The 25,857-nt window shown below is 74.4% G+C and carries 25 protein-coding genes; 14 read left to right on the forward strand and 11 right to left on the reverse strand.

The genetic code is table 11. The annotated features are described in order from the left end of the window. Positions 1–27 precede the first annotated feature (27 nt). Both ABZ924_RS09125 and ABZ924_RS09130 read left to right on the forward strand, forming a co-directional pair. Positions 28–1,401 carry a deoxyribodipyrimidine photo-lyase gene (locus ABZ924_RS09125; protein ID WP_361906140.1) on the forward strand — a complete coding sequence of 458 codons (1,374 nt, stop codon included), beginning with the start codon at positions 28–30 and terminating at the stop codon, positions 1,399–1,401. A 109-nt stretch (positions 1,402–1,510) separates the two neighbouring features. Then, the gene (locus tag ABZ924_RS09130; RefSeq protein WP_361906198.1) at positions 1,511–2,506 is read left to right on the forward strand and encodes a MerR family transcriptional regulator; all 996 of its coding nucleotides are present in this window, start codon (positions 1,511–1,513) and stop codon (positions 2,504–2,506) included. Here ABZ924_RS09130 and ABZ924_RS09135 read toward each other — a convergent pair. Further along, the gene (locus ABZ924_RS09135; protein WP_361906142.1) at positions 2,433–3,053 is read right to left on the reverse strand and encodes a sigma-70 family RNA polymerase sigma factor; all 621 of its coding nucleotides are present in this window, start codon (positions 3,051–3,053) and stop codon (positions 2,433–2,435) included. The two genes, ABZ924_RS09130 and ABZ924_RS09135, sit on opposite strands and share 74 nt — an antisense overlap. A gap of 139 nt (positions 3,054–3,192) precedes the next feature. Here ABZ924_RS09135 and ABZ924_RS09140 point away from each other — a divergent pair, with 139 nt between their 5' ends. From ABZ924_RS09140 to ABZ924_RS09160, 5 genes are all read left to right on the forward strand, one after another. Further along, positions 3,193–3,792 (forward strand): histidine phosphatase family protein, encoded by a 600-nt coding sequence (locus tag ABZ924_RS09140; protein WP_361906144.1) that lies wholly within the window; start codon positions 3,193–3,195, stop codon positions 3,790–3,792. 318 nt (positions 3,793–4,110) lie between these two features. Further along, entirely contained in the window at positions 4,111–5,646 is a 1,536-nt protein-coding gene (locus ABZ924_RS09145; RefSeq protein ID WP_361906200.1) for an FUSC family protein, read from the forward strand. Between the two features lie 54 nt (positions 5,647–5,700). Beyond that, the gene (locus ABZ924_RS09150) at positions 5,701–6,270 is read left to right on the forward strand and encodes a GNAT family N-acetyltransferase (RefSeq protein ID WP_361906146.1); all 570 of its coding nucleotides are present in this window, start codon (positions 5,701–5,703) and stop codon (positions 6,268–6,270) included. Positions 6,271–6,467: 197 nt separating this feature from the next. Continuing rightward, positions 6,468–7,604, forward strand: coding sequence for a nitric oxide synthase oxygenase (locus ABZ924_RS09155; RefSeq protein WP_361906148.1), 1,137 nt, complete (start codon positions 6,468–6,470; stop codon positions 7,602–7,604). A gap of 141 nt (positions 7,605–7,745) precedes the next feature. Next, complete coding sequence (locus tag ABZ924_RS09160; protein ID WP_361906150.1) at positions 7,746–8,837, forward strand: lactonase family protein; 1,092 nt, start codon at positions 7,746–7,748, stop codon at positions 8,835–8,837. Positions 8,838–8,957: 120 nt separating this feature from the next. On the opposite strand, the gene ABZ924_RS09165 is transcribed toward ABZ924_RS09160, so the two are convergent. The 3 genes from ABZ924_RS09165 to ABZ924_RS09175 all read right to left on the reverse strand — a co-directional run bounded on the left by ABZ924_RS09165 (position 8,958) and on the right by ABZ924_RS09175 (position 11,922). Next, a complete protein-coding gene (locus tag ABZ924_RS09165; RefSeq protein ID WP_361906152.1) occupies positions 8,958–9,878 on the reverse strand; it encodes a hypothetical protein in 921 nt (306 codons plus the stop codon). Positions 9,879–10,033: 155 nt separating this feature from the next. After that, complete coding sequence (locus ABZ924_RS09170) at positions 10,034–10,720, reverse strand: uracil-DNA glycosylase (protein WP_361906154.1); 687 nt, start codon at positions 10,718–10,720, stop codon at positions 10,034–10,036. Positions 10,721–10,797: 77 nt separating this feature from the next. After that, a complete protein-coding gene (locus ABZ924_RS09175) occupies positions 10,798–11,922 on the reverse strand; it encodes an exo-alpha-sialidase (RefSeq protein WP_361906156.1) in 1,125 nt (374 codons plus the stop codon). Positions 11,923–12,137: 215 nt separating this feature from the next. On the opposite strand from ABZ924_RS09175, the gene ABZ924_RS09180 reads away from it, so the two are divergent. Continuing rightward, complete coding sequence (locus tag ABZ924_RS09180; protein ID WP_361906158.1) at positions 12,138–13,484, forward strand: wax ester/triacylglycerol synthase family O-acyltransferase; 1,347 nt, start codon at positions 12,138–12,140, stop codon at positions 13,482–13,484. A 45-nt stretch (positions 13,485–13,529) separates the two neighbouring features. Here ABZ924_RS09180 and ABZ924_RS09185 read toward each other — a convergent pair whose 3' ends face one another. The 5 genes from ABZ924_RS09185 to ABZ924_RS09205 all read right to left on the reverse strand — a co-directional run bounded on the left by ABZ924_RS09185 (position 13,530) and on the right by ABZ924_RS09205 (position 17,944). Continuing rightward, a complete protein-coding gene (locus ABZ924_RS09185; protein ID WP_361906160.1) occupies positions 13,530–14,888 on the reverse strand; it encodes an FAD-dependent oxidoreductase in 1,359 nt (452 codons plus the stop codon). A gap of 79 nt (positions 14,889–14,967) precedes the next feature. Next, complete coding sequence (locus tag ABZ924_RS09190; protein WP_361906162.1) at positions 14,968–15,591, reverse strand: helix-turn-helix domain-containing protein; 624 nt, start codon at positions 15,589–15,591, stop codon at positions 14,968–14,970. 105 nt (positions 15,592–15,696) lie between these two features. Beyond that, positions 15,697–16,341 (reverse strand): phosphatase PAP2 family protein, encoded by a 645-nt coding sequence (locus tag ABZ924_RS09195; protein ID WP_361906164.1) that lies wholly within the window; start codon positions 16,339–16,341, stop codon positions 15,697–15,699. 84 nt (positions 16,342–16,425) lie between these two features. Then, positions 16,426–17,367, reverse strand: coding sequence for a M56 family metallopeptidase (locus ABZ924_RS09200; RefSeq protein ID WP_361906166.1), 942 nt, complete (start codon positions 17,365–17,367; stop codon positions 16,426–16,428). A gap of 79 nt (positions 17,368–17,446) precedes the next feature. Beyond that, on the reverse strand, positions 17,447–17,944 hold the full coding sequence (locus ABZ924_RS09205; RefSeq protein WP_361906168.1) for a DUF5134 domain-containing protein: 498 nt from the start codon (positions 17,942–17,944) through the stop codon (positions 17,447–17,449). A gap of 216 nt (positions 17,945–18,160) precedes the next feature. On the opposite strand from ABZ924_RS09205, the gene ABZ924_RS09210 reads away from it, so the two are divergent. Next, positions 18,161–18,700: a GNAT family N-acetyltransferase gene (locus tag ABZ924_RS09210; RefSeq protein ID WP_361906170.1), complete on the forward strand. Its 540-nt coding sequence runs from the start codon at positions 18,161–18,163 to the stop codon at positions 18,698–18,700. 32 nt (positions 18,701–18,732) lie between these two features. Here the strand turns inward: ABZ924_RS09210 and ABZ924_RS09215 are convergent, their stop codons facing one another. Then, positions 18,733–19,425: a glycerophosphodiester phosphodiesterase family protein gene (locus ABZ924_RS09215; RefSeq protein ID WP_361906172.1), complete on the reverse strand. Its 693-nt coding sequence runs from the start codon at positions 19,423–19,425 to the stop codon at positions 18,733–18,735. Between the two features lie 392 nt (positions 19,426–19,817). Here ABZ924_RS09215 and ABZ924_RS09220 point away from each other — a divergent pair, with 392 nt between their 5' ends. The 4 genes from ABZ924_RS09220 (at position 19,818) to ABZ924_RS09235 (ending at position 23,810) form a co-directional block, all read left to right on the forward strand. Beyond that, positions 19,818–21,224 (forward strand): DUF6421 family protein, encoded by a 1,407-nt coding sequence (locus ABZ924_RS09220; protein WP_361906174.1) that lies wholly within the window; start codon positions 19,818–19,820, stop codon positions 21,222–21,224. A gap of 26 nt (positions 21,225–21,250) precedes the next feature. Next, a complete protein-coding gene (locus tag ABZ924_RS09225; RefSeq protein ID WP_361906176.1) occupies positions 21,251–22,012 on the forward strand; it encodes an SDR family NAD(P)-dependent oxidoreductase in 762 nt (253 codons plus the stop codon). Continuing rightward, positions 22,009–23,070: a low specificity L-threonine aldolase gene (locus ABZ924_RS09230; protein WP_361906178.1), complete on the forward strand. Its 1,062-nt coding sequence runs from the start codon at positions 22,009–22,011 to the stop codon at positions 23,068–23,070. Before ABZ924_RS09225 ends, ABZ924_RS09230 begins: the two co-directional genes overlap by 4 nt. A 95-nt stretch (positions 23,071–23,165) precedes the next feature. Then, on the forward strand, positions 23,166–23,810 hold the full coding sequence (locus ABZ924_RS09235; RefSeq protein ID WP_361906180.1) for a transglutaminase family protein: 645 nt from the start codon (positions 23,166–23,168) through the stop codon (positions 23,808–23,810). On the opposite strand, the gene ABZ924_RS09240 is transcribed toward ABZ924_RS09235, so the two are convergent. Then, entirely contained in the window at positions 23,746–24,999 is a 1,254-nt protein-coding gene (locus tag ABZ924_RS09240; RefSeq protein ID WP_361906182.1) for an MFS transporter, read from the reverse strand. The genes ABZ924_RS09235 and ABZ924_RS09240 overlap by 65 nt on opposite strands. Before the next feature lie 81 nt (positions 25,000–25,080). Here ABZ924_RS09240 and ABZ924_RS09245 point away from each other — a divergent pair, with 81 nt between their 5' ends. Next, a complete protein-coding gene (locus ABZ924_RS09245; protein WP_361906184.1) occupies positions 25,081–25,650 on the forward strand; it encodes a CGNR zinc finger domain-containing protein in 570 nt (189 codons plus the stop codon). Positions 25,651–25,857 lie beyond the last annotated feature (207 nt).

The raw sequence follows: 25,857 nt of genomic DNA on the forward strand, positions 1-25,857 counted from the left end.
CCCTTCACCCTGACCGGAGCGAGACCCATGAACGTCGCGGTGGTCCTCTACACCTCCGACCTGCGCCTGCACGACCACCCCCCGCTGCGCGCCGCGCTGTCCTCGTGCGACCGGGTGGTCCCGCTCTTCGTCCGCGACCGCGCCGTCGACGCCGCCGGCTTCGCCGCACCCAACCGGCTGGCCTTCCTCGCCGACTGCCTCGCCGACCTCGACGCCGCCCTGCGCGAGCGCGGCGGCCGCCTGGTCCTGCGCTCCGGCGACACCGCCGCCGAGGTCTGCCGACTGGCCCGGGAGTGCGACGCCGACGAGGTCCACATGGCGGCCGGCGTCAGCGGCTTCGCCCACGCCCGCGAGGAGCGGCTGCGCGCCGCCCTCGAAGCGGAGGGCCGCCGGCTCTACGTGCACGACGCGGTGGCCACCGTTGCCGCCCCCGGCGTCGTCCTCCCGGCCGGCTCCGACCACTTCGCCGTGTTCACCCCCTACTTCCGCCGCTGGGCCGAGCTCGCGCCGCGGCCCGCCCTGCCCGCCCCGCGCGCCGTGCGCGTGCCCGAGGGCCTCGGTTCGGAGCCGCTGCCCCGGCGCGGCGCCGTCACGGGCGTCTCCCCGGGCCTCGCGACCGGCGGCGAGCGCGAGGCCCGTACGCTCCTGGCGCGCTGGCTGCGCGCCGGCCTGTCCCGTTACGCCGACGCCCACGACGACCTGGCCGGCGACGCCACCTCCCGGCTCTCCCCGCACCTGCACTTCGGCACGCTCTCGCCCACCGAGGCCGTCCACCGCGCCCGCGCCGCCGGCGGGCCCGGCGCCGAGGCCTTCGTCCGGCAGCTGTGCTGGCGCGACTTCCACCACCAGGTGCTTGCCGCCCGCCCCGACAGCGCGACCCACGACTACCGCGGCCGCGGGGACCACTGGCGCACCGGCCCGGCCGCGCAGGAGGACACCGAGGCCTGGAAACAGGGCCGCACCGGCTACCCGGTGGTCGACGCGGCCATGCGCCAGCTGCGGCACGAGGGCTGGATGCACAACCGGGGCCGGCTGCTCGCCGCGAGCTTCCTGACCAAGACCCTGTACGTGGACTGGCGGATCGGGGCCCGCCACTTCCTCGAGCTCCTGGTCGACGGCGACCTCGCCAACAACCAGCTCAACTGGCAGTGGGTGGCCGGCACCGGCACCGACACCCGGCCCAACCGGGTCCTGAACCCTGTGCGGCAGGGCCTCCGCTTCGACCCGGACGGCCGCTACGTGCACCGCTGGGTCCCCGAGCTTGCCGGCCTCGATGGCCCCCACCTGCACGAACCCTGGCGCCTGCCCACCCCGGACCGGGCCCGCTACACCTATCCGAACCCCGTGGTGGACCTCCCCACCGCCCTCGCCCGCTTCCGCCGCGAACGTGGCACGGACTGACCCCGGGCCACCGGCCGGGCCGTATCGTGAGCGGGTGGACAGCGTGCACAACGTGCCCCCTTCCCCTTCCCCACGCCCGGACCCCCCGAAGACGCCGGCTCCGCAGGGGCTGCCCGCCGCCGCGTTGAGCACCGGCGCCGTCGCCCGCCGGCTCGGGGTGTCCCCGACCACCGTCCGCTCCTGGGAGCGGCGGTACGCCATCGGTCCGGCCCACCGCGAGGACGGCCGGCACCGCCGCTGGACCCCGCAGGACATCGCCCGCCTGGAGCTGATGTGCCGGCTCACGGCGCAGGGCGTCCCACCGGCCGAGGCGGCCCGTACCGCACGCGGCGGAGCCGACGGCCCGGCCGCGGCGCGTACCGAGCCGTCGGACGCCCCAGCCGACCGCTCCGGGGGGCCCGGCAGCGGACTGCCGCTGGGCGCGGTCCGCCCGGAATGCCGCGGCCTGTCCCGAGCCGCCGTACGCCTGGACGCACCGGCCGTGGGCGAGCTGTTGGAGGCGGCCCTGGCCGACCACGGCCTGGTCGCGGCCTGGGAGGAGGTCATCGCGCCGACCCTGCACGCGGTGGGCCGCAAATGGGCCACCGCCGGGGAGCGGTACGTGGAGGTCGAGCACCTGCTGTCCTGGCACGTCTCCGCCGTCCTGCACCGGATCCGGCCCCGGCCCGAGCCCCCGCACGTCCCGCCGGTGCTGCTGGCGTGCGTGCCCGGCGAGCAGCACAGCCTGCCCATCGAGGCGTTGACCGCTGCGCTCGGCGAACGGGGCGTGGCCACCCGGATGTTCGGCGCGGCTCTGCCCGCCGGGGCCCTGCACGATGCCGTACGACGTACCGGTCCGCGCGCGGTCGTCCTGTGGGCGCAGTCCCGTACGACCGCCGACCGCGCCCTGGCCCGCTCGGTCGCGGGCATCGAGTGGGGCCTGCGCGGCGCCCGCGGCCATTCGGCGCTGCTGCTGGCCGGACCCGGCTGGGCCGGCGGCACGCCGCTGCCGCGCACCGAACGGCTGCACGGGCTGAGCCAGGCCCTCGCGGTCATCGACCCGCGGGCGCCTGCTCCGGCAGGGTCCGGCGCAGCCGGCCCAGGGCCCTTCGCATATGGCTCTTGACGGTGCCCAGCGGCAGCCCGGTGCGGTCGGAGATCTCCGCCTGCGTCAGGTCGGCGTAGAACGCCAGGTGCAGCACCCGCCGCTGCGCCGACGGCAGCCGGGCGAGCTCGGACAGGAGCAGCACCCGGTCCACGGCCTGCTCCGCCTCCGGCAGCGGCGCCGCCCCGGGGCACCCGCCCGCCTGCACCACGATGCGGGCGGCGGCCTCGGCCGCCAGGGCGCGCCGGGTCCGCGCCCGGAGCGCGTCGGCCACCTTGTGGCGGGTGATCCCGGTCAGCCAGGCCCCGAACCCGCCCGGCCCGGGCCGGTAGCGGCCGCGGCCCCGCCAGGCGGCGAGGAAGACCTGCTGCGTGACGTCCTCGGCCTCCCGATCGTCGCCCAGGGCCCGCTGCGCGAGCGCTTGGACGAGGGGCCGCCACCGCCGGTACACGGCCTCCACGCACCGCTCCTCACCCGCCACGAACCCGGCGGCCACCCGCTCCTCGGCCGCCACGAACCCGACGCCGACCCACTCCTCGCCCGGGCCACCGCCCCTGAGCTCACCCATGCTCCGAGCCTCGCGACCCCGGCGCGGCCGCAGCCAGTCGCACCGTTTCCGCATCGTTTTGGGCCCAGCCACCGCCACCGCCGCGGGCCGTGGGCGTGGCCCGCGGTGGTGAAGGGGGCGGAGGGTTATCGTCCGGAGGGTGAGTGACCTGCTGCTGGTGAGGCACGGCGAGACGGCCTGGAGCGCCACCGGGCGGCACACCGGCCGCACCGACGTCCCGCTCGCGCCCGCCGGGGTCGAGCAGGCCATCTCGCTCGCCCCGTTCTTCCGCGAGCTCGCACCCGCACCCGCCCTGGTACTGACCAGCCCGCTGCGCCGCGCGGTCGCCACCGCGGAGCTCGCCGGGCTCACCGGCGGCATCGCCGACCCCGACCTCTGCGAATGGGACTACGGCGCCTACGAAGGCGTCACCACCGCCGAGATCCGCCGCACCCGCCCCGACTGGTCGCTGTGGACCGACGGCGTCCCGCCCGGCGACGGCGACCATCCCGGGGAGGACGCCGCCCACGTGGGCGCCCGGGCCGACCGTGCCCTGGCCCGGGTGGCCCCGGCCCTCGCGGGGGACGGCGGCAGCGCCGTCCTCGTCGCCCACGGCCACTTCCTGCGCGTGCTCACGGCCCGCTACCTCCGGCTTCCGCCCCAGGACGGCCGGCTCTTCCTCCTGCGCACCGGCACGGTCAGCGTGCTGTCCACCGAGCACGGCCTCCCGGTGATCGCGGGATGGAACATCCGCCCCTGACGGCGTCGCCGACCCCGACCTGCCTCCTTTCCGGCCCCCGCCGCGCAGGCTGGTCCGTTGGCCCGGGCCTGGCCGAAGAGGAGCACCACTGAGTGGGCCATTGGCCCAGCGGTCGGCGGCCGGGTTGAGCCACTGGGCCCCCGAATGGTTATCTGTGGTGTATCCATGTACTTACGGCACCGCGCGGTGCCGGGCGGCAACGAGGCCGTCCCGGAGCGCGGTGCCTTCGCCGTGCCCGCCCGCCGCCCACCACCCCCGGGCGGACGCCGGGCCCGGCGCGCACCACCTTGAGGGGGGCGGCACACCGCCGTGAAGAGGATGTTCGTGGCTCCGGATCCGGGGCGTCTGAGACTGCGCAACTCGCTGCGGGCCGTGATCGGCGTCGCCCTCGCCGTGGCGGTGGCCGAACTGTGCGGCCTCTCCCTCACGGCGTCGATCACCGGCGGCCTGGCGGCCCTGCTCGCCCTGTTCACCGTGCTCGACCCCACGGTCGGCGCCCAGCGCGCCACGACCGCCCTGCTGCCCGTCGCCGGCTTCCCCGTCCTGGCGCTGGCCACCACCCTGCACGACATGCCGCACGCCCGCGACGCCGCGTTCCTCGCCGTCGTGTTCGCCGGCGTCTACGCCCGCCGCTGGGGGCCGCGCGGGCACGCGCTCGGCATCTTCGGCTTCATGATGTTCTTCGTCACGCAGTTCCTGCACGCCGTCCCAGAGCAGCTGCCCGAGCTGTACGCCGCCGTCGGACTCGCGCTGCTCGCCTCCGGCGCCGCCCGGTTCCTGCTGTGGCCCATCGAGCTGCGGACCCCGCCGCCCGCCGCCCCGCCCGCGCTGCCCGGAACCGGGCTGGCCCGGCCGACCACGCGGCAGGCCTTCCAGGCCACCGTCGCCTGCGGATTCGCGCTCGCCATCGGCCAGGCCCTCTCCGAGGACCGCTGGTACTGGGCCGTCGGCACCGCCTGGTGGATCTTCGTCAACACCGCCTCCCGCGGCGAGACCCTCGTCCGCGGCTTCCGCCGCGTCCTCGGCACCGTCATCGGCATCGCCGCCGGCCTGCTGATCGCCGTACCGCTGCACGGCGCGCCCACCCCGACCGCCGCGCTCGTCGCCGTGTGCGTCTTCGGGATCTTCTATACCGCGGCGCCGTCCTACTCCTGGATGATGTTCTTCGTCACGGTCATGGCAGGGCTGCTGTACGGGCTCCTCGGCGTCCTGCACCCCGGCCTGCTGCTCCTGCGCTTCCAGGAGACCGCCATCGGCGCCCTCGGCGCCGGGCTCGCCGTGGTCCTCGTCCTCCCCGTGACCACGCACGCCGCCAACGACGCCTGGATCCAGCGCGCCCTGCACTGCGTACGCGCCGCCACCGCGGCCGCCCTCGACCGCCTCGCCGGAGACCCCGAGGCCGACCCCGCCCCGCACGCCGCCGAGCTCGAACTGCTGCTGGGCCGCGCCCGGACGGCCCTCGCGCCGCTCGTCCACCCGCTGAGCCCGCTGCGCGCCCGCAAGGCCCGGGCCCGGCAGGTCCTCGCCCTGCTGGACGACTGCGCGCGGGAGGTGCGCGGGCTGGTGGCCGTCGCCGCCGACCCGCAGGCCTCCCACGACGCCCGCCTCGCCGCCGCGTGCTGGCGCGTCGAGGCGGCGGTGGAGGCGCTCACGGCCCCGGTGGCGGCGGCCCGGGCCGGTGCCGGTGCCGGTGCCGGCTCCGTGGTGCCCGCCCGTCCGCGGCCCCCCGCTGCCGGTGCCGCAGCCGAGGGCGTACCGGCGCTGGAGCACCTGCACGGTCTCGAGCACGCCCTCGTGGCGCTGCACGCCCCGTTGCGCACCGACCCGCGGTCCCCGCTCGTCATCACTGCCTGACGGCCTGACCGAAAGCCGCGCCCCGGGGAACCGGTCGGTCGTAAGGTCGGCGCCATGGACATCACGTACCGCACGGCGCGCCCGGAGGACGCGGAGGGCATCGCGCGGCTCGACGGCTCGTTCACCACGCACACCGTGTTCGAGGTGGCCGGCGGGGAGGCCGGCTTCACGGTGCGCGAGGTGCCGGTCGACCCGCCCGTGCGCAAGGTGTTCCCCGACGACACGGACCAGGCCGAGGACGACGCCGCCCACGCCCCGGACGCGGTGGGCGGGCCGGCGGAGGGCGACGAGCGGGTCTTCGTCGCCCTCGACGGGGAGGCGGTGTGCGGGTTCGCCGCGGTCACCTACGCTGCGTGGAACCGCCGCGTCACCATCGACGACATCGAGGTCTCGCCGGCCCACCGCGGCCGCGGCATCGGCCGGACCCTCATGGAGCACGCCGCCGCCTTCGCCCGCGAACGGGGCGCCGCTCACCTGTGGTTGGAGGTCAGCACGGTCAACGCCCCCGCCGTGCACGCCTACCGGTCCATGGGATTCGCCCTCTGCGGACTCGACACCGCCCTGTACGACGGCACCGCCTCGGCGGGGGAGCAGGCGCTGTTCATGAGCCGGCCGTGCCCCTGAGATGCCCTACGCCGCGGATCCTACGCCGCGCCGGACGGGCCCGCAGGGCGATGGCTCGAAGATCACTCGGTGGAGTGTTCCGAGTTCTCGCACCCTCACGCGACTGACCTGCGGCATGTACAACGGGTGATTGTTCACCGCACATTCATCCGGCACGTACAGGGTGGATCTGTCCGGACAGGGGGTAACCGCCCGGGATGGAAATACTTCAAGAGCGCTCGACCACCGACCAAGTGTGGCAGGCGGCGGAGGAGTTCATCCGACTCTTCCATCGGGAGATTCCGCAGGCAGGCGATCCGCAGGCCCGACTCGCCGCGGTGCGGGCCGAGATCGCGGAGACCGGCACCTACCGGCACACCCCGCAGGAGCTGGCCCATGGGGCCCGAGTCGCCTGGCGCAACAGCAACCGCTGCATAGGCCGCCTGTACTGGAACTCGCTGCGGGTGCGCGACCGCCGCGAACTGACCGACGCCGACGAGATCGCCGACGAGTGCTTCCAGCACCTGCGCGAGGCGACCAACGGCGGCAAGGTCAGACCCACGATCACGGTCTTCGCGCCGGACACCCCGGACCGCCCGGGCCCGCTGATCTGGAGCGAGCAGCTCGTCCGCTACGCGGGCTACGGCGACCACCCCTCGATCACCGTCGGGGACGCCCGCAACGCCCCGCTCACGAGTGCGCTGCTCGCCCTGGGCTGGAGCGGCGGCGCCGGAACGCCCTTCGACCTGCTCCCGCTGGTGGTCCAGGGGGTCGACGACAAACCCCGCTGGTTCGACACCCCTGCGGACGCCGTGCTGGAGGTGCCGATCGAGCATCCCGACGATCCCGGCTGGGCGGACTGGGGGCTGCGCTGGCACGCGGTTCCGGCCATCTCCAACATGTGCCTGGAGATCGGCGGCATCCACTACCCGGCCGCGCCCTTCAACGGCTGGTACATGGGGACCGAGATCGGCGCCCGCAACCTCGCGGACACCGACCGGTACAACCTGCTGCCCGCCGTGGCCCGGCGCCTCGGCCTCGAGACCTCGAGCGACCGCTCGCTGTGGAAGGACCGCGCGCTGGTCGAGCTCAACCGGGCCGTGCTGCACTCCTTCGACCGGGCCGGCGTCACGATCGCCGACCACCACAGCGAGTCCCGCCGGTTCCTGACCCACATGGCGCGCGAGGAGGGCAAGGGGCGCGAGGTCGGCGCGGACTGGTCGTGGATCGTGCCGCCGATCTCGGGTGCTGCGACGCCGGTCTTCCACCGCACGTACGACGACCGGCCGAGCTCCACGACGTACGTGCACCATGCGGGCGCGCAGGAGCGGGCCCGGGGCCGAGATCTGGTCTAGACGGTCGAGGCCGTCGAGATGGTCTAGACCTTCTGTTACCGTCGGCTCCGGACGGACCGGTCCGTGTACGGAGAGCGGGGGAGAGGGGTCGTCATGGGCGGCGGTGGCGGTACAGGGGGAACGGGAGGCGTTGCCGAGGGTATGGGCGGGGCGAGCGGTGCGGGTGGGGCTGCCGGTGACCGTGCGGGCCTCGTGTACATCGGCTCGTTCACCTCGGCCGGCGGGCGCGGTATCACCACCGCGGCCGTGGACCCCGTGACCGGGGCCCTCACCCCGCTCTCGGCCACCGACGCGCTCGCCGACCCCTCCTACCTCGCCCTCCACCGGGACACCGGCGTGCTGTACGCCGTGAGCGAGACCGAGCAGGGTGCGGCCGGTGCCTTCCGGCCCACTCCGGACGGCCTCACCGCCCTCGGACCCGCCGTCCGCGTGGGCGGCTCGGGCCCGACGCACCTCAGCGTGGCCGGGCGCCGGCTGCTGACCGCCAACTACACCTCCGGCAGTGTCAGCAGCCTTGCCCTCGACGCCGACGGCCGACTGTGCGGGCCCGCCGCCGTCCTCGCGCACCGGGGCGGCGGACCCGACCCGAGCCGCCAGGAGCGCCCGCACGCCCACCAGGTGCTGTCCGACCCGAGCGGCCGCTGGGTGCTGAGCGTCGACCTCGGCACCGACTCCGTACGGGTGTGCGCCGCGGACCCCGCCACCGGGTCGCTGCGCCTGCAGGGGGAGACGGCGCTGCGCGCCGGGACGGGGCCGCGGCACCTCGCCTTCCACCCGGAGGGCGAGGTGCTGTATGTCGTGCACGAGCTGGAGCCGCAGCTGACCGTCTGCCGCTGGCATCCGGGCGCGGGGCGGGTGGAGGCGGGTGCGGAGGTTCCGATCCCCTCGGAGGCGAGTCCCGGGGGTGGCGGCACCCAGGGGGTACGGGCCTACCCGTCGGCCGTCGTGGCCTCGCCGGACGGGCGCTTCGTGTGGGTCGCGGTGCGCGGAACCGACGTCATCGCCGCCTTCTCGCTCGCCGACGGGCCCGAGCGGCCCCGGCCCACGGCCGGCGTGCCGTGCGGCGGGAGCTGGCCCCGGGACCTGGCCGTCGACCCGGCGGGGCGCCGGCTGTACGCGGCGAACGAGCGCTCCGGGGACGTCAGCTGGTTCGACGTGGACCCGCTGACCGGGCGGCCGCAGCCGGCCGGCTCGGTGGCGGTGCCGGCGGCGACCTGTGTGGTCTTCGGGTGAGGGTGAGGGCGCGGGTGACGGTCCGCGCGGGTGCCGGGGCTGGGCCCGATCACGCGCGAGGGCCCGCACCCCCGTGGTGGGGTGCGGGCCTTGGTGCTGCCGGGGTGCTGCGGCCCGGGCTCAGCGGGCCGGAGTGCCCTGGTTGATACCGAGAGCCGCCGCGTACTGCGTGACGACGAGCTTGCCGAGTGCCGAGTAGGCGCCCAGCACCTCGGCGACCGCGCAGTCGGCCTCCTTGGCGGCGGTGTCCAGCAGGCCTTCGGCCGCTTCCGGGCCGATCAGGTACGGGGCGAGCGCGAGCTGCGTGGAGCCTTCGGCGCGCAGCTGCTCGGCGACCCCGGCCACCGAGCCCTCCTGGTCCAGGGCGGCGGCCTTGACCGGCACCGCGAGGCGGGCGGCCAGCAGCATGCCGGTGACCCCGGCGACCTGGACGGCCTCCTCGCCGCCGGTGGTGGCCACGATGATGCCGTCGGCGGCGGTGGTCACGGTGAAGAGCCGGGCGCGGTCGGCACGGGCCAGGCCCGCCTCCGACAGGCGCACGTGCAGGCCCTCGGCCAGCAGCGGGTGCGGGCCGAGCACCTCGGCCAGCTCGACGGCGGCCGAGGAGTCCATCACGGCCTGGCGGATCCGGCGCAGCAGGTCGGCGTCCGGGCCGGCCAGCAGCGGCACGACCACGGCGTCCGGGCCGGTCGGCTCGGGCACCTCGTGGCCGGCGGCGCGGGCGAACTCGGCGCGCGCGACGCGCTCGGCCGCGATGGCGCTCAGCGTGGTGGACAGGGCCGGGAACTCGGCACCCTCCTCGTCGCTGCCCTCGAGGAAGCCGATACGGGCTTCCAGGCCGGGCAGCTCGGAGCGGCCGATGCTGATGATCTCTTCCGCGAGACCCCGCGAGGCGGCCGAGGGGGTGCCGGGTACGGCGAGCACCAGCGCGGGCGCTCCCTCGGGGGCCACCGCGGGCTCGGGCCGGCGGTGGCGTCCGGTCTGACGGGGTCGCGGCATTCGTACGGGCAGGCCATGTGCGGGCCCAGTGGGGGAGCTCATGGCGCCGCATGCTACTGGCTTATCGGAACCCGGTGTTCGGTCAGGGTCCACTCGGGCGGCATCTGTCCGTATTTATCCGGTGAATGTCGTATACCGTTCAACTGCTTGGGTGGAGTGCTCGTCAACCGCCGGGTTGCATTGCCCCGAGCGCCGGGTCAAAGGGCGGCGGGAAGGCGCCAGTCCACCGGCTGTGCTCCTTGACGCGCCAGCAGGTCGTTCGTCCTGCTGAACGGCCTGGAGCCGAAGAACCCGTTGTCGGCGGACATGGGGGAGGGGTGGACCGACTCCACGGCCGGCAGCTGCCCCAGCAGCGGCCGCAGGTTGCGGGCGTCACGGCCCCACAGGATCGACACCAGCGGCTTGCCGCGCGCCGCGAGCGCCCGGATCGCCTGCTCGGTGACCGCCTCCCAGCCCTTGCCGCGGTGCGCGTTCGGTTTGCGCGGAGCGGTGGTGAGGGAGCGGTTCAGCAGCAGCACGCCCTGGCGGGCCCACGGGGTCAGGTCCCCGTTGGCCGGACGCGGCACGCCGAGGTCGGCGTACAGCTCGCGGAAGATGTTGTCCAGGCTCGGCGGTACGGGCCGGACGTCCGGGGCGACCGAGAAGGACAGGCCCATCGCGTGTCCCGGGGTGGGGTACGGGTCCTGTCCGACGATCAGTACCTTCACCTCGTCGAAGGGCTGCTGGAACGCCCGTAGGACGTTGGCCCCGGCGGGTAGGTACGTTCTGCCCGCCGCGATCTCGGCGCGCAGGAAGTCGCCCATCGCGGCGACCTGCGCCGCCACCGGCTCCAGAGCCCGGGCCCAGCCCGGCTCGACGATTTCGTTCAACGGTCGTGCTGCCACGGGGAGTCACTCTACTGGCCCACACTGTCAGCGCTGTCACACCGTCACTCCGTACCGCCTCGTGGTGTGCTGCGACCTCAGTCGGTGGCCCCGTTGAGCACCGCCGCCCGGACGCACAGGACGTCCGGCAGGTGCTCCGCCAGGAGTTCCCAGGTGTCCCCGTCGTCCCGGCTGGCGTACAGCTCGCCGTTGCGGTTGCCGAAGTAGATGCCCGCCGGGTCGGCGTCGTCCGTGCAGAGGGCGTCGCGCAGCACCGTCCCGTAGTGGTCGGCCGTCGGCAGCCCGTGGGTGAGCGGCTCCCAGGTGGTTCCCGCGTCCCGGGTGCGGAAGATGCGGCACCGGTGCTCCGCGGGGACCCGGTCGGAGTCGGCGTTGAGGGGGAAGACGTAGGCGGTGTCCGGGCGGTGCGGGTGTGCGGCCACGGCGAAGCCGAAGTCGGACGGCAGCCCGCCGCCGATGTCGGTCCACTGACCGCCGGCGTCGTCGCTGCGGTACACGCCCCAGTGGTTCTGCAGGTACAGCCGGTCGCGGTTCCCGGCATCCCGGGCGATCTTGTGCACGCACTGGCCGAATTCCGGCTGCGGGTCCGGTAGGAACACCGCCGAGACGCCCCGGTTGGCCGGGGTCCAGCTGGCGCCGCCGTCCCGGGTGCGGAAGACCCCGGCGGTGGACACCGCCACCGTCACCGCATCGGGGTCCGACGGGTCGGTCAGCACCGTGTGCAGGCCCTCACCGCCGCCGCCGGGCACCCAGGCGCTCCGGGTCGGGTGCTCCCACAGGGTGCGGACCAGCTCGAAGGACACCCCGCGGTCCGTCGAGCGGAACAGCGCGGCCGGCTCCGTCCCCGCGTAGACCACGTCGGGGGCCTCGGGGCCGGCCGGATGCAGCTGCCAGACCCGCTCCAGCGAGGCGCCGGTGTCCTTGGGGAAGCGCACCGCGGGCTCGGCGGGCTCCTGCCAGGTCGCGCCCAGGTCGTCGGAGGTGAAGACCGACGGGCCCCAGTGCGAGCTGTCCCCGCCGACGAGCAGCCGGGGGGTCGGGCCGCGGCGGTCGATCGCCACTGCGTAGACGGCTTGGGCGTTGAAGTGCGGGCCTTCGAATGCCCAGGGGGCGGGGCTGTTGGGCCGGTCCGTCGTGTTCGTGCTTCTGCGTGCGATGAACAGGCCTTTGCGTGTTCCTGCGAGGAGCAACACCTCTGGCATGTCGAGACCTCCGGACTTCGTCGTACGTCCAGGTTCGTTCTGGTGCGTTCCGGCCAGTCTGCACCCGGTTGGCCGTCCCGGCTTGGCGGCTGGCCCGGCGGCTTTCCGGCTGATCGCCGTCGATCAGCGGAGTGCGTGAAAAGTGTGGCTACTTGATCGTAGGAGGGTGAAAGGGGTTGACTTCAGCCTCTGCCACTGCACGCGAGAGGCACTACGTGGCCACAGAGCACCTCTCCCCGCTCGACCTCGCCTTCTGGCGGATCGAATCCGCTGACCATCCCATGCATCTCGGGGCACTGGCGGTTTTCGACGCCTCCGCTTTCGACGCCTCTGCTTTCGATGCTTCCGCCGTCGATGCCGCCTCCATGGCCGCTCGGCTTCTCGCCGCCCGCTGTGCCCAGGTGCCGGGCCTGCGGCGTCGGATCCACGATGTGCTGGTGCCGGTCGGCGCGGCCGCCTGGGCGGCCGACGAGGATTTCGATGCGGCGCGGCACGTGTTCCTCGTCCGTACGTCCGACCCGCGGGCCGCTGCCGGCCCGCTGATGGCACGTCCCCTGGCCCGGGACCGGCCGCCCTGGGAGGCGCACGTCCTGGCCGGTCCCGACCCGCGATCGTTCGCGGTGCTGTTCAAGTTCCACCACGCCCTCGCCGACGGGCTCGCTGCCCTCGCGCTCGCGGCCTCGCTGTTCGACGAGGGGCCGCCCGTACGGGGCCCTGCGCGGCCGCTGCCCGAACCGCCGGCCGCCGGCTCCCGCCTGCGCAGCCTTCCCGGAGTGCTGGCCGCCCGGCTCCAGGGTGTCGGGCAGGCGCTGGAGATCGGTGCCGCCATGGCGCGGTCGGGTCTCCCGCTCGCCGTCCCGTCGGCCCTGACCGCGGTCGCCGGCGGGACCGGGACGCGGGCGGTCGCCGGCCTCGCCCTGGATCTGGACGACGTGAACCGCATCCGCAAGGTCGCCGGGGGCACCGTCAACGACGTGCTGATCACCCTCGTCGCGGGGGCCCTGCGGCGGTGGCTGGCGGGCCGCGGTGACGCCGTGCCCGAGGGGCCCGGCCCGCGGGCGCTGATACCGGTATCCCGCCGCAGACCCGGCGCCGGCGCGAAGTACGGCAACCGGCTCTCCGGCTATCTGCTGCGGCTCCCGATCGAGGAGCCCGACCCGTTGCGGAGGCTGGAGCGGGTGCGGACCGGCATGGACCGCAACAAGGAGGTGGGGCCTGCGCGGGGAGCCGGCGCAGTCGCCCTGCTCGCCGACCACGTCCACCCGCTCGGGCACCGCCTCGGCGGCCCGCTCGTGGCCCAGTCGGCCCGGCTGCTCTTCGACATCCTGGTCACCAGCGTCCCGCTGCCGGGCTTCACCTTCACGCTCGGCGGCAGCCGGGTCCGGGAGGTCTACCCGCTGGCTCCGCTGGCCCGCGGGCACGCGCTGGCGGTGGCCGTGTCCACGTACAAGGACACCGTTCACTACGGGCTGGTCGCCGATGCGGGCGCCGTGCCGGATCTGGGTGCGCTGGTGGAGGCGCTGCGGGTGGAGCTGGAGGAGTTGGTGGAGGAGGTGTCGTAGGGGCTCCGGGCCGGAAGCGTGTTGCGGGCCGGCCGGGGCCTCATATCAGGGGCCGTGGTGGGTGGCCCCCGATGCGGTCAACAGGCCCGGCCAGTCGGGGATCTTGACCGAGCGGCGGCCCAGGGAGCGGCCGAGGGCGGCTTCCGCGGTTTCGATGGCCAGCCAGCCCGGCCATTCGACCGGGTGGAGGCCTGCGGAGCGCAGGGCGTCGAGGGGGTCGTCCGGGAGGTTGCGGCGGGCGAGGGCGGGGGCGTCCTGGAGGAGGGAGGAGGCCGTTTCCTTTGCGCAGGGGCGGTTGGTGCCGATCACGCCGGTGGGGCCGCGCTTGATCCAGCCCGCCACGTATTCGCCGACCGAGGCACGGCCGTCGCGCAGGACGCGGCCTGCGGCGTGGGGGACGGTGGCGGTGACGGGGTCGAAGGGGAGGCCGGGCAGGGGGACGCCCTGGTAGCCGACCGAGCGGAGGACCAGCTGGGCTTCGATGTCCTCGTGGACGCCGGTGCCGACGACGCCGCCGTGGTCGTCGGGGGCGGTGCGTTCGAAGCGGACGGCTCTGACGTGGCCGTCCGGGCCGCCGAGCAGTTCCACCGGGCGGAGGTAGAAGCGGAGCGTGATGCTGCGGTCCGTGATGGGCGCTGCCGAGGCCCAGGTGCGCAGGACGTCCAGGTTGCGGCGGGCCACCGCGGGGAGGGAGGAGTCGTCGGTGAAGGCCGGGTCGCGGGTGAGTTCGGCGGGGTCGACGTGGGTGGCGACGTGCGGGAGGGTGCCGAGTTCGCGGAGTTCCTTGGTGGTGAACTTGGCCTGTGAGGGGCCGCGGCGGGCGACCATGGTCACCGAGCGGACGCCGCTGTCGGCCAGGGCGCCCAGGGCCGGGTGCGGCATGTCGGTGGGGGCGAGCTCGGGCTCTCCGCGGGCCAGCATGCGGGTCACGTCGACGGCCACGTTGCCTGCGCCGATGACGACCGCCGAGGTGGTCCCCGGGAGGTCGAAGGTTTCGGCGGCGGCGTCCGGGTGGCCGCTGTACCAGGCCACGAAGGCGGTCGCGGAGTGGACCCCCGCCAGGTCCTCGCCCGGGATGCCCAGGGTGCGGTCGCGTGCGGCGCCGACGCAGTAGACCACCGCGTGGTACAGGTCGAGGAGGCGGGCGGTGGAGAGGTTCGGGCCGCCCACCTCGAGATTGCCGAGGAAGCGGATCCTCGTGTCCTCCAGGACGGTGCGCAGGTTGTTCTGGAGCGACTTGATCTTCTCGTGGTCGGGGGCCACCCCGTAGCGCACCAGGCCGTACGGGGCCGGCAGGCGGTCCAGTACGTCGACGCGGACGCCGGGCACCTCGCGCTGCTGGACCAGGGTCTGGGCGGCGTAGACCCCGCTGGGGCCCGAACCGACGACGGCGACACGAAGCACGGCGGAACTCCTCCCGCAGGGATTCCCAGGATGGCACCGGCGCGCGCGGGCGTCAGCCCCGCAGGGCGCATTCGGCTGACTACGAGGGGAACGTCGCCTCCGGCGGGGTGGCCGAGGGCGGTGTGCCCAGGGTCCAGTCGAGGGCATAGCGCTGGAAGAGTTCCGCGCGCAGGCGGGCCGCCGGCATCGGGGCGCCCGGCAGGAGGACCGCCACCACCGCGCCCATCAGCAGCGCGCGCAGGAGGGGGTAGTCGGCGTCCGGGTCCGCCGAGCCGTAACGGGTGACGGTGTCGCGGAGCAGCGCCGCCAGGCGCTGCTGCTCCGGGCACTGGACGAAGCCCTCGGCCTGGAGGATGCCCGCCATGTGCGTCCGCATCAGCAGCGGCTGGTCCCGGGCCAGGCCGAGGATCGCGTCGATGGCACGGGCGAGCCGTTCGCGGCCGTCGTCGGTGCGCGGCTCCCGTTCGAGGGCCGCCTCCAGGGTGAGGTGCATCAGCCGGTGCACGGCCGACTGGAGCAGCTGCCGCTTGCCCGGGAAGTAGTACGAGACCAGGCCGCGGGCGGCGCCCGCCCGGTCGGCGATGTCGCCGAGCGTCGTGGCCTCGTAGCCGCGCTCGGCCACGAGTTCGACGGTGGCCTGGAGCAGCCGCTCCCGGGAACGTCTGCGCAATTCTTCATTGACCGATGCGCTGCGCGGGGACATGCTTGACTCCTGCGTTGACTGGCTGCCAGCCAATATACTCAGCGCACGGGCGCCTGCTCTGCGCGACGCGGGGGATCGCGCAGAGCGGGCCTTGCACACCCTGGGTCAGCGGGTGTCTTTCGGCCGATTCCGGGGCCCTGCGAGGGTGATGGCGAGAACGGCCAAGGCCGCGCCCAGCAGCCAGCCGCCCACCACGTCCGACAGCCAGTGGACACCGAGGAAGATCCGGGTGAGGCCCACCCCGAACACCGAGGCCAGGGCGAGGATCCACGCCGCCAGCCGCCACGGTTTCGGGGCCGACGGGGGCAGCAGCCACAGCAGCAGGGGGCAGACCACCGCCGCCGTCAGCGCGTGGCCCGACGGGTAGGCCGCGTAGCCGGCCGACACGATCGGATCCGGCCAGACCGGGCGGTGCCGGCCCACCAGCGCCTTCATCCCCTGCGACAGCAGCACGGCCGCCACCGCCGTCCCTGCGATCAACACGGCGCGCCGCCGGTCCCCGCGCCACCACAGCCACAGGCAGGCGAGGGCGGCCAGGGCGCGCATCGCCCAGGGGTCCCAGACCCAGTCGGTGAGGACCCGCGCCGCCGAGGTGACCGCCGGATGGCCCACGGCGTCCGCGTGCAGACTCCGCGCGACCGTGACGTCGTACGCGAGGAGGGGCGCCCAGCGGACGACCACGAGGACGGTCACCACGGCCGCGAGCACGGCACAGCCGATACCGGCCCGGAGGAGGTGCCTGCGGTGCATGGCGGAGATCCTCGCACCGCCGGGTCCGTGCGGCGGCGATGCGCCGGGGTGCGGCCGCGTCGCGCCGCCGGTGTGCACGGGCACTCAGGCGAGCGCGGTCAGGCCGGGCACGAGCGCCACGGCCAGCGGGACGGCCGGAAGCAGCGTGGCCAGGGCGGTCAGTCGCAGCCTGCGGCCCGCCGACAGCCGCGGCGGCGCCGACAGCAACCGGCGCACCCGCTCGGGCACATGAGGCTCCGGGGCGGGGGAGGGGCCGAACACCCCGCGGTCCTCGTTCAGGCCGACGAGCGCGAGCGCGACGGTGAGCCGCCCGAACCGGCGCGAGGCCACGTCGTCGGCGGCCAGCTCGACGAGCCGGTGCATCTCCGCGTCGAAGGCGGCGAACACCGGCACCTGCGGGAACCCGCCGGCCAGCGCCCGCGAGCAGTGCAGCAGCCAGTCGTGGCGGGCGGCCGCATGCCCCTGCTCGTGCGCCAGCACGGCATCGAGCTGACTGCCCTTCAGCCGCCCGAGCGCGGCCGTGGTCACCACCAGCTGCGGCGCGGGGCCGGGCAGCCACCACGCGTCGGGCCGCGGCCCCTCCAGGACGACGAGCCGCGCTCCGCCGGCCGGGTCCTCCCCGGGCAGCAGCGGGGCCCGCACCCGCAGCTCGGCGCCCCGCGCCCGCCGCCCCGCCCGGGCCCGCAGCACCTCCCGGGTCAGCCGGAACCCGCTCCACAGCCCGCCGCCCGCCAGCACCAGGGCGGTTCCCGCGGCCCAGGGGCCGCCCGTCGGGCCCAGGGCGTAGGCGTCGACCACCCCGTGCGGTGCGGCGGCGAAGAGCCGGCCCCGCACCGCCAGCCAGGCGGCGGCCGCGCTCAGCAGCATCGACAGCGCGAAGGACAGCAGCACCGCACCCACCACGCACTGCCACACCCACAGGGCCACGACGGGTTCCCGCTCGGGCCACCGGGCCCTGGCCAGCAGGCGCGGGGCGAGCACCGCGGTCACGGCGCCGAGCAGGAGGAGGGCGGCGGGGACCATCATGGCCGCCAGCCTATGAGCGGCGGACCCCTGCGGGTACGGTCCCGGGGGATTGGTGACGCAGGACACGTTTCCTCCCCCTTCACAGGGTGAGCAGCATCGCCAACATCCCCATTCCCATGGCCAGTCGGCACGCCCGGGCGAGCTCGGCCGGGCCCGCCGGGACCGGGAGCGGCGCCGCGCCCGCGACGGGCACCAGGCGGGCCCCGCCGAGCAGGACGTACCCGGCGTAGTAGAGGAGCAGGGCGCCGGTGACGAGCGGCGGCGCCCCGCCGTGCACGTGCCCGTGGCCGCCGGCGCCGGCGCCGGCCCCGGCCCCGGCCCCGGCAAGGGCCATGTAGGCCATCGCCAACGAGCCGACCAGGTGGTGCGCGTGGTGCAGCCCGCCGCGCAGCAGCCACAGCGCGTGCACCGCCGCCCCGCAGAAGACACCCAGCAGGATCTGCGGCCCCCACGGCCCGATCCCCGACGGCGCGGCCATCGCCGCCATCCCCAGGCCCATCAGCCCCTCGCCCGCCGCCGCACCGTCCGCCGCCCGGCCCGCTCTGCGCACCCGGCCCAGGCAGTACGCGCCGCTCACTGCGCACAACACCACCAACAGCCAAGCGGGGAGGGCGGCGGAAGAGGACAGCGCTGGACCGTGCACGGCGGAACCCCCCGGTTCGTCGGCGTCACGGAACAGATGCCCGCGCCCGCAGGCCCGCACGCCGCACGGGGTTAGGCTGTCCGTGCCGCACCGGGCACGTCATATGCCACTCAGCAGCGCAGCACGGCGCAGAGAGATACGGAGCCACCCATGTCGACAGCCCAGCCCAGCGCACTGGAGTTCCGCACCGCCGTGGAGGCGGACGTCCCGGAACTCGTGACGCTCGTCGAGTCGGCGTACCGGGGGGACGCCAGCCGGGCCGGGTGGACGACCGAGGCGGACTACCTCGAGGGGCAGCGCACCGACCCGGACGGGGTCCGGGCCGTGATCAACACCCCCGACAGCGTCCTGATCGTCGTCGAGCGCTCCGGTGAGCTCGTCGCCTGCTGCCAGCTCGAACACCGCGGCGACCACGCCTACTTCGGGATGTTCGCCGTCCGCCCCGGCCTCCAGGGCGCCGGCCTCGGCAAGGAGATCCTCGCCGAGGCGGAGCGCCGCGCGCGCGAGGAGTGGGGCGCCAAGGAGATGCGGATGACGGTGGTGAACGTACGGGAGGAGCTCATCGCGTACTACGTGCGCCGCGGCTACCGGCGCACCGGCGAGTTCAGCCCCTTCCCGTACGGCGACCAGCGCTTCGGCGTCCCGCTCCGCGACGACCTGGCCTTCGAGCTGCTGGTCAAGTCGCTCTAGCGGACGGGGCCGCGGCGGCCCCGTCCGTTCCGTCAGGCCGTGAACCGGCCCGTGCTGCGGATCTCCGGGAAGTCGGTGGCCGCGCCGTCCAGTTCGAGCGCCCGCGCGAGGCGCAGGTGCTCCAGCGAGTTCACCGTCCAGCCGGTCACGCGCAGCCCGGCCCGGTGCGCCGATCCCACCGTCTCCAGGGTGAGCCGCCGCAGGTTCAGGGCGAGGCCCTGCGCGCCCGCGGCCAGGGCCCGGTCCACGACGTCCTCGGCCTCGTCCCCGGCGAGGTCCGAGTGCAGGACGGTCCGGGCGCCCGGCACCAGCCGGGCCGCTTCGGCCAGTACGGCGTCCTGGAACGAGGCCACCTCCACGCGTGCGACCGCGTCGCGGCGCACCACGAGCTCCGCGAGCGCCGCAGCGGCGGCCCGGTCCCGTACCGACACCTGGAGCGGGATCCGGACCGCGTCCAGGACCTCCTCGAAGACCGGCACCCGTTCGCCCTGTCCGGCGTCGAGCTCGCGCAGCTCGGCCAGGGTCAGATCGGCGACGGCGCCCGTGCCGTCGGTGGTCCGGTCCACCTCGGCGTCGTGCAGGACGACGAGGACGCCGTCCTTGCTCAGCTGCACACCCAGCGCGATGGCGTCCATGCCGGCTCGCTCCGCGCGGACGAACGACCGCAGGGTGTTCTCCGGCTCGACACCCATGACCCCGCGGTGACCGATGGTGAGGAAAGTCAAGGTTCTCTCGCTTCCGTCGACGGCGGCTCCCCGCGCGGTCGCTCCGTCCCAGGTCCGGCCGCGCGCGGTGAGGCGCATGCTAGTGGCCCCCGCCCGCGTTGGGACCGCCCGTGCAGAGCCCCGGATTGCGCGTACGACCGGTTCCCGCCAGGGCCGTACGCCCCCCGGGGGCCGTCGGCGGGCCGCCCGGGCCCGTGTCGCGTCACCCGCGCGTGGGCGCGCCTCCACGACCTTGACGGAAGGGCGAAGCCGTCGCCCGGACGGCGGGCGGCGGGAAGAATTGCGGTAACGATAGGGGTACCACCGAATAATTTCCTGAGCGACCTCTTGAGCAGGAGAGCCTCCCGTGCATACGCTGTGCTGACGTGAGGTTCTCCTGTGGAGGAAGTGACATGACGGAAACTCTTGTGCCGGCAACTGGCGGCGCGGTGATAGCCGCCGGCGCGCGGGTGGTCGACCACCCTGCGTGGCCCGAGCTCAAGGCCGCCGTGGAGGAGATCCGCCCCTGGCAGGCCAAGGACGGTTCGATCGACTTCGAGGCCGCGGACGCCCCCTCCCGCGCCGACGTCGAGGCCGCCGTCGAGCGTGCGGTCGGCGCCGTCGAGACGCTGTCTCCGCTGCTGCCGCACGCCGCCGCGTACCACAAGGCGCTCGTCGCCGACCTGCGCAAGTGGGTCGCCGAGGGCTTCGGCGTGCCGGACTTCCTGGACTCCCTGCTGGCCTTCCAGCCCGCCTCCGAGCGCGCCGACGGCCTCCAGCACCTGGTCGTCTTCCCCATGTACACGCAGAACGGCAACCCGGACCGCAACTTCGAGGCCGTCGTCCTGAAGATGGTGTGGCCCGACTGGCTCTCCGAGCTGGAGCGCACCCGGTACGACAACCCGCTGTTCCTCGGCATCACCTTCGAGGACTTCACCCCGGGCTACGACACCCACTCCGCCGTGCTGTTCCCGGAGACCATCGCCGTCCGCGAGGCCCCCGAGCGCTTCACCTGGGGCGGCATCTTCTGCGACCGTGAGGCCGCCCGCTACCGCAAGGTCACCGAGGCCGCCGTCGACATCCTCGGCATCGAGCTGCCCGAGGACATCGCGCGCATGGTCGAGGACCAGGAGCGCTGCGAGAAGGCCTTCGTCCTGTGGGACATGGTCCACGACCGCACCCACAGCCACGGCGACCTGCCGTTCGACCCCTTCATGATCAAGCAGCGCCAGCCGTTCTGGATGTACGGCCTGGAGGAGCTGCGCTGCGACCTCACCGCCTTCAAGGAGGCCGTGAAGCTCGAGTCCGAGGGCAACGAGCACGGCCGTGACGTGCAGTACGCCGTCCTCTTCGACCGGATGTTCCGCTTCCCGGTCTCGGGCGACCGCAACCGCAACTACGACGGTCTCGGCGGTCAGCTGCTCTTCGCGTACCTCCACAAGCACGACGTCGTGCGCTGGACGGACAACAAGCTGAAGATCGACTGGATGCGTGCCCCGCAGGTCACCAACCAGCTCTGCGGCGAGATCGAGGACCTGTACCGGGCCGGCATCGACCGCCCGAAGCTCGTGCACTGGTTCAAGGCGTACGAGCTCGTCTCCACCTACCTCGCCCCGCACCCCGGTTCCAAGTGGGCCAAGGGCCCCGACGCCCTCGACCTGACGCAGCCGCCGCGCAAGCTCGTGGACGACGTGCTTCCGGACGAGTTTCCGCTGAGCATGTTCTATGAGGCGCTCGCGAAGAAGCTCAAGGGTGTGATCGCCTCCACGAAGGGCATCACCGCACCGAACGCCGAGTCGGCCGAGCGGGCCGCCGCGTGAGCACTCGCCCACAGGAGGCTGCACAGATGAACACGGGGAACAACGCGAACGGCACGCTGAAGGGCGCCGTCGTGGCGGTCGCCGGTGCCGGCGGTCCCGCCGGCCGGGCGGCGCTGCTCCGCCTCGCCGAGGCCGGCGCGGTGGTCGTCGCGTCCGACGCCGACCCGGCGCGGCTCGCCGAGGCCGTGGACGCGGCCCGCTACGCCCACGGCGGTGCCACCGTCACGGGCGACACGGTGGACCTGCTCGACCTGGAGGCCACCAAGGCCTGGGCCGACCGCACGGAGAAGGAGTTCGGCCACGTGGACGGACTCGTCCACCTCGTCGGCGGCTGGCGCGGCAGCACCTCCTTCACCGAGACCGACCTCGCGGACTGGGACTTCCTGGAGAAGCTCCTGATCCGCACCGTCCAGCACACCTCGATGGCCTTCCACGACGCGCTGCTGCGCAGCGACCGGGGCCGCTACGTCCTGGTCAGCCAGTCCGGCGCGCACAAGCCGGTCGCCAACAACGCCGCGTACAACGCGGGCAAGGCGGCCGCCGAGGCGTGGACGCTGGCCATGGCCGACTCCTTCCGCAAGGCAGGGGGCGAGCAGGGCCCGGGCGCCGCGGCTGCGATCCTGGTGATCAAGGCACTGGTGCACGACGCGATGCGCGCCGAGCGCCCGAATGCGAAGTTCGCGGGCTTCACCGACGTCAAGGAGCTGGCCGAGGCCATCGCCGGCGTGTGGGAGCAGTCCGCCACCGATGTGAACGGACAGCGTCTGTGGCTCACTCCGCAACCGTGAAGACCGATGCCCGCCGCCACCACGATCCGGCGGTACGCGGTTTCGCGAGCGACAACTACGCAGGGGTCCATCCGGAGATCCTGGAGGCCATTGCCCTGGCCAATGGCGGCCACCAGGTCGCCTACGGCGAGGACGAGTACACCGAGCACCTGCAGAAGATCATCCGCAGCCACTTCGGCCCGTACGCGGAGGCCTTCCCGGTCTTCAACGGCACCGGCGCGAACGTCACGGCCCTGCAGGCCATGACCGACCGCTGGGGTGCGGTGATCTGCGCCAAGACCGCCCACATCAACGTGGACGAGGGCGGCGCGCCCGAGCGCATGGCGGGCCTGAAGCTGCTGACCGTCCCCACCCCGGACGGCAAGCTCACCCCCGAGCTCATCGACCAGGAGGCCTGGGGCTTCGAGGACGAGCACCGGGCGATGCCGCAGGTCGTGTCGATCACCCAGAACACCGAGCTGGGCACGGTCTACACCCCGGACGAGATCCGGGCGATCTGCGAGCACGCGCACGCGCTCGGCATGAAGGTCCACCTCGACGGGGCCCGCATAGCCAACGCCGCGGCCTCCCTCGACGTGCCGATGCGCACGTTCACCAATGCGGTGGGCGTCGACGTGCTGTCCTACGGCGGCACCAAGAACGGCATGATGTTCGGCGAGGCCGTGGTCGTGGTCAACCCGGACGCGGTCCGGCAGATGAAGCACATCCGCAAGATGTCGATGCAGCTCGCGTCGAAGATGCGGTTCGTGTCCGTGCAGCTCGAGGCCCTGCTCGCCAAGGACCTGTGGCTGCGCAACGCCCGGCACGCCAACGAGATGGCGCAGCGGCTGGCTGCGGGCGTCCGCGAGACCGACGGGGTGGAGATCCTCTACCCGGTGCAGGCCAACGCGGTGTTCGCGAAGCTGCCGCACGAGGTGTCGCGGCGGCTGCAGCAGCGCTACCGCTTCTACTTCTGGGACGAGGCCGCCGGCCACGTGCGCTGGATGTGCGGCTACGACACCCAGGAGGAGGACGTCGACGGCTTCCTCCAGGCGCTGAAGGAAGAGATGTCCCGCTAGCCGACAGCGCCGGGCCCTTCGAATCTTCTGAATATTTATACCGAGGACCGCAAATTCATTGATTTGCGGTCCTCGGTGTGCCTATCCTCGGAGTCATGGAGCTGATCCAGCAGAACCCCGACATCCACGACTATCTGGCTGCCGACGAGGTGATAGACCACGGCCACCCCGTGGTGCAGGAGATCGCAGACACCTTCTGGTTCGCCACCGGCAGTGCATACTCATACGCCGAGACGGTATTCGACTTCGTCCGCGACACCATCCCGCACTCGGCCGACTCCGGCGACCCGCGGGTCGCCTGGCGCGCCTCCGACGTGCTCAGCACCCGTAACGGCATCTGCTACGCCAAGGCCCACGCCCTGGTGGCCCTGCTCCGGGCCAAGGGCATCCCCGCAGGCCTGTGCTACCAGCGGCTCACCGACGATCATCAGTGCAGCGACAGCTGCTCCAGTGGAGCCGGGGCTTGCCCCGGGGGCTCCCGGCCCGCCGTCCACGGCCTGGTCGCCCTCCGGATGCCCTGCAGCAGCCGGTGGTACCGGCAGGACCCGCGCGGCAACAAGCCCGGCGTGGACGCCCGGTTCTCCCTCGACGCCGAGCGGCTCGCCTTCCCCGTACGGCCCGAGCTCGGCGAGATCGACTACCCCGAGCTGTACGCCACCGCCCACCCGGCCGTGCTCAAGGTGCTCCGGGAGTCCGCCGACCGGTCCCGGATGTGGCGGAACCTGCCGGTGGAGCTGTAGCCGCGGCGGCCGCTGCGGCGGTGCCGCGCGGCGCCAGCCGTGCGTGCAGCAGGGCCGACACCAGGATCAGTACGGCGACCCCGGACAGCAGCGCCTGCGGCGGCGCCCCGGCGGCGAGCCCCACGACGGCGGCGCCGAGGGATGCCGCGGTCGTCTTGAGGCCCGCGCCCAGCGTGAACACCTGGGTCCGCACGCCCTCGGGGGCACAGGCCGCGCGGACGCGGAGCGTCGCCGTCAGCAGCGGCCCGTCGCACACCCCGGCGGCGGCGAACAGCGCCGCCGCGACGGGGACGGAGGGCGAGAAGGCGGCCGCGGCCAGCGCGACCCCGGTCCCCGCCATCGCCCACCGCGCCAGCCGACCGGGGTCCAGGCCCGTGATCCGCCCGAAGGTCAGCGAGCCCGCCAGCGCGCCCAGCGCGAAGGCCGTCATCAGCACACCGCCCGCCCCCGGACTGCCGAGCCGGGTGGCCAGCAGGACCGAGGTGGCGGTGAGCGAGCCGAGCCCGGCGAAGGCGAGGCTCGTGGCCGCGGTGATCGCCCGCAGCTCCCGGATCCGCCACAGGGCCGAGAGTCCGGCTCCGAGCCCCGCCTTCGGCCCCGTTCGGTGCGGGGCGTCCCGCTGTGCCCCGAGCGGGGGTTCGTACGGGAGCGTCGCGGCCAGGCCCGCCGCGAGCGCGCAGGTCCCGGCCAGGGCCGCCATCGCGGGCGCGGCCGAACCGAGCGCGGCGACCAGGCCCACCGCGGCCGGGGCCACCACGGAGGCGGCGTTGTAGGTCGCCGCGTCCCAGGCGTACGCCCGGTCCCGGCCGGGCCCCGCCGGGACCAGCCCGGCCACCAGACTGGACATCCCGCCCGTCACCATCGGCCCGCAGCTCCCGCCGAACACTGCCACGCCGAGCACCACCGCAGTAGGCGCCCGGCCCAGCAGCAGGGCCAGCGCCGCCGCCGCGGCCGTGAACCCGGCGAGCGCCCCCACGTGGAAGAGGCGCGGCCGGCCGGCCCGCGCCGCGGCAGCCCCGGCGAGCGGGGCCGCCAGGACGTGCGGAGCCAGCCACGCGGTCAGCACATAGGCGCCGTGCGCCGCGCTCCCGGTCCGCTCCAGGGCCAGCAGCATCACCGCCAGGCCCATCCCCTCCGAGGCCGTCCGCGCCGCGACCGCCGCTGCCAGGTACCGCCCGAATACGGGCATCCCGGATCCCTCCCCGGCCATGTAACGTGATGGTCGTACAAGACGTTACGCGGTGCGGGCGTACGGCGAAAGGATCCCGGGATGACCGACTCCGCCCAGGGGTTCTCCGCGGCCCGGCGGCTGATCGAGCTCGCCGAGGCGGTCCGCGCCGACCCCGGCCTGCCGCGCGCCGACCTCGCGGCGCTGCTCGGCCGGCACGGGGAGCACCCGGCCGACCTCGCGCCCGAAGCCTTCACGGAAGCGGACGCGGACGGGCTGCGCGCCGCCGCACGGCGGATGGCGGAGGTCCTCGCCGAACCCGACGAGGACCGCGCCGCGCAGGCACTCAACGCGCTCTTCGCGCAGTACGCCACCCGGCCCCGCCTGACCCGGCACGACGGCCACCCCTGGCACCTTCACGTCGACCGGGGCGACGCAGCCGGGTGGGGCGACTGGCTCCTGGCCTCCGGGGCCCTGGCCCTCGCCCAGCTGCTCACCGAGCACGGCCGCATCGCGTGGGGCGCCTGCGCCGCCGCCGGCTGCGGACGGCTCTTCCTCGCCGGCGGCCCCGGCAGCCCGCGCCGCTACTGCTCCTCCACGTGCGCCACCCGCGAACGGGTCGCCGCGCACCGCCGCCGCAAGCGGACGAAGGCCGCCGAAGCCGCGGGCTGAGGCGGCCGCTGCGCGGAGCCGTTTCCCCTCCCCGCCCCTTCCCGAACTGGGGCTCCGCCCCAGACCCCGCGCTCAAACGCCGGCGGGGCTGATAAATCAGCCCCGCCGGCGTTTGAGGCGGGGGGTGCCCCCCCCCGTTGGGGGGGGGGGGTGCGGGCGGGGCCCGGTTTGCGGGAAGGGTGGGGCCGGGCCCCGGCGCCCCGGCCC

It is taken from the genome of Streptomyces sp. NPDC046876, from assembly GCF_040645035.1.
Taxonomy (GTDB): Bacteria; Actinomycetota; Actinomycetes; order Streptomycetales; family Streptomycetaceae; genus Streptomyces.

What these genes read in the sequence shown, in the direction of transcription:
- ABZ924_RS09160 (WP_361906150.1), top strand. Translation starts at nt 7,746, where the DNA reads ATGGGCGGGGCGAGCGGTGCGGGTGGGGCTGCCGGTGACCGTGCGGGC.
- ABZ924_RS09200 (WP_361906166.1), bottom strand. Translation starts at nt 17,367, where the DNA reads ATGATGGTCCCCGCCGCCCTCCTCCTGCTCGGCGCCGTGACCGCGGTG.
- ABZ924_RS09155 (WP_361906148.1), top strand. Translation starts at nt 6,468, where the DNA reads ATGGAAATACTTCAAGAGCGCTCGACCACCGACCAAGTGTGGCAGGCG.
- ABZ924_RS09165 (WP_361906152.1), bottom strand. Translation starts at nt 9,878, where the DNA reads ATGAGCTCCCCCACTGGGCCCGCACATGGCCTGCCCGTACGAATGCCG.
- ABZ924_RS09235 (WP_361906180.1), top strand. Translation starts at nt 23,166, where the DNA reads ATGGAGCTGATCCAGCAGAACCCCGACATCCACGACTATCTGGCTGCC.
- ABZ924_RS09135 (WP_361906142.1), bottom strand. Translation starts at nt 3,053, where the DNA reads ATGGGTGAGCTCAGGGGCGGTGGCCCGGGCGAGGAGTGGGTCGGCGTC.
- ABZ924_RS09195 (WP_361906164.1), bottom strand. Translation starts at nt 16,341, where the DNA reads ATGCACCGCAGGCACCTCCTCCGGGCCGGTATCGGCTGTGCCGTGCTC.
- ABZ924_RS09210 (WP_361906170.1), top strand. Translation starts at nt 18,161, where the DNA reads ATGTCGACAGCCCAGCCCAGCGCACTGGAGTTCCGCACCGCCGTGGAG.
- ABZ924_RS09190 (WP_361906162.1), bottom strand. Translation starts at nt 15,591, where the DNA reads ATGTCCCCGCGCAGCGCATCGGTCAATGAAGAATTGCGCAGACGTTCC.
- ABZ924_RS09150 (WP_361906146.1), top strand. Translation starts at nt 5,701, where the DNA reads ATGGACATCACGTACCGCACGGCGCGCCCGGAGGACGCGGAGGGCATC.
- ABZ924_RS09245 (WP_361906184.1), top strand. Translation starts at nt 25,081, where the DNA reads ATGACCGACTCCGCCCAGGGGTTCTCCGCGGCCCGGCGGCTGATCGAG.
- ABZ924_RS09125 (WP_361906140.1), top strand. Translation starts at nt 28, where the DNA reads ATGAACGTCGCGGTGGTCCTCTACACCTCCGACCTGCGCCTGCACGAC.
- ABZ924_RS09145 (WP_361906200.1), top strand. Translation starts at nt 4,111, where the DNA reads ATGTTCGTGGCTCCGGATCCGGGGCGTCTGAGACTGCGCAACTCGCTG.
- ABZ924_RS09225 (WP_361906176.1), top strand. Translation starts at nt 21,251, where the DNA reads ATGAACACGGGGAACAACGCGAACGGCACGCTGAAGGGCGCCGTCGTG.
- ABZ924_RS09220 (WP_361906174.1), top strand. Translation starts at nt 19,818, where the DNA reads ATGACGGAAACTCTTGTGCCGGCAACTGGCGGCGCGGTGATAGCCGCC.
- ABZ924_RS09175 (WP_361906156.1), bottom strand. Translation starts at nt 11,922, where the DNA reads ATGCCAGAGGTGTTGCTCCTCGCAGGAACACGCAAAGGCCTGTTCATC.
- ABZ924_RS09240 (WP_361906182.1), bottom strand. Translation starts at nt 24,999, where the DNA reads ATGCCCGTATTCGGGCGGTACCTGGCAGCGGCGGTCGCGGCGCGGACG.